The sequence below is a fragment of the Streptomyces sp. NPDC002130 genome, assembly GCF_040296465.1.
GTDB lineage: Bacteria > Actinomycetota > Actinomycetes > Streptomycetales > Streptomycetaceae > Streptomyces.
Map to the genome: position 1 here is coordinate 1 of NZ_JBEOXI010001330.1, position 1003 is coordinate 1003.

Annotated in this window: 1 protein-coding gene and 1 pseudogene; both read left to right on the forward strand. The window is 64.5% G+C overall.

Features of this window, described 5'->3' with window-relative positions; translation table 11 throughout:
- A pseudogene (locus tag ABT116_RS50715) lies at positions 1-270 on the forward strand (hypothetical protein); the annotation flags it as partial.
- Positions 271-324: 54 nt separating this feature from the next.
- Positions 325-1003 (forward strand): SDR family NAD(P)-dependent oxidoreductase (locus tag ABT116_RS50720; RefSeq protein ID WP_351648729.1); only part of this gene is annotated, 679 nt, incomplete at its 3' end.

The window sequence follows — 1003 nt, forward strand, 5'->3', positions numbered from 1 at the left end:
GTCCACCACTCGGTCCGGGTCACCAACAGCGGCGAATACGTCCACGCCGCCCCCTGGTCCGTCGGCTCCCAGGCTGAAACCGGCGCAGCCATCGATCGTGTGAATCCTCTCGGCGGCGCTGTCGCGGTCGGCCACCCACTCGGCGGATCCGGCGCGATCTTGATGACTCGCCTGGCACATCACATGCGCGACAACGGAATTCGATACGGACTCCAGTCGATGTGCGAGGCCGGCGGCATGGCCAATGCGACCATTCTCGAATTGATCTGACCCGACAACGCTTTCGGGCCGACACGTCATCCAGCAGGAAAGAAGAATTGATTCATGAAACTCGAGGGACTTTCCACCGCGATCACCGGCGGCGCTTCAGGTCTCGGCCTGGCTACCGCTCGACGACTGCTCGACGCCGGAGCGCAGGTCACATTGATCGATCTGCCTTCGTCCGACGGTAAGCAGGTGGCGGCCGATCTCGGAGCTGCCGCACAATTCGCCCCGGCCGACGTCACCGACAGCGAACAGTTCGCCGAAGCACTCGACGCGGCGCACGAGCGCGGCGGCCTTCGCGGCGTCGTCCACTGCGCGGGTGCCGGACGTCGCATGCGCATTCTCGACAAGGACGGAAAAGCCGGATCGGTCGAAGATTTCGAGTTCGTCGTCAAGCTGAATCTTGTCGGTTCGTTCAACGCACTCCGTCTCGGCGCCGAACGGATGGCGGAACTCGACGCCGTGGACGGTGAGCGAGGTGCCGTCATCATGACGGCGTCGGTCGCAGCATTCGAAGGTCAGATCGGTCAGATCAACTACACAGCGTCCAAAGCCGGCATCGTCGGTATGACGGTCACCGCTGCCCGCGATCTCGCCAGCCGCGGAATCCGCGTCAACACCATTGCTCCCGGCATCATGGACACTCCCCTGCTGGCGCGCCTGCGCGAAGACGTGCGCACGGCCCTCGAAGCCTCGGTTCCCAACCCCTCACGGCTGGGTCGCCCGGACGAGTTCGGCC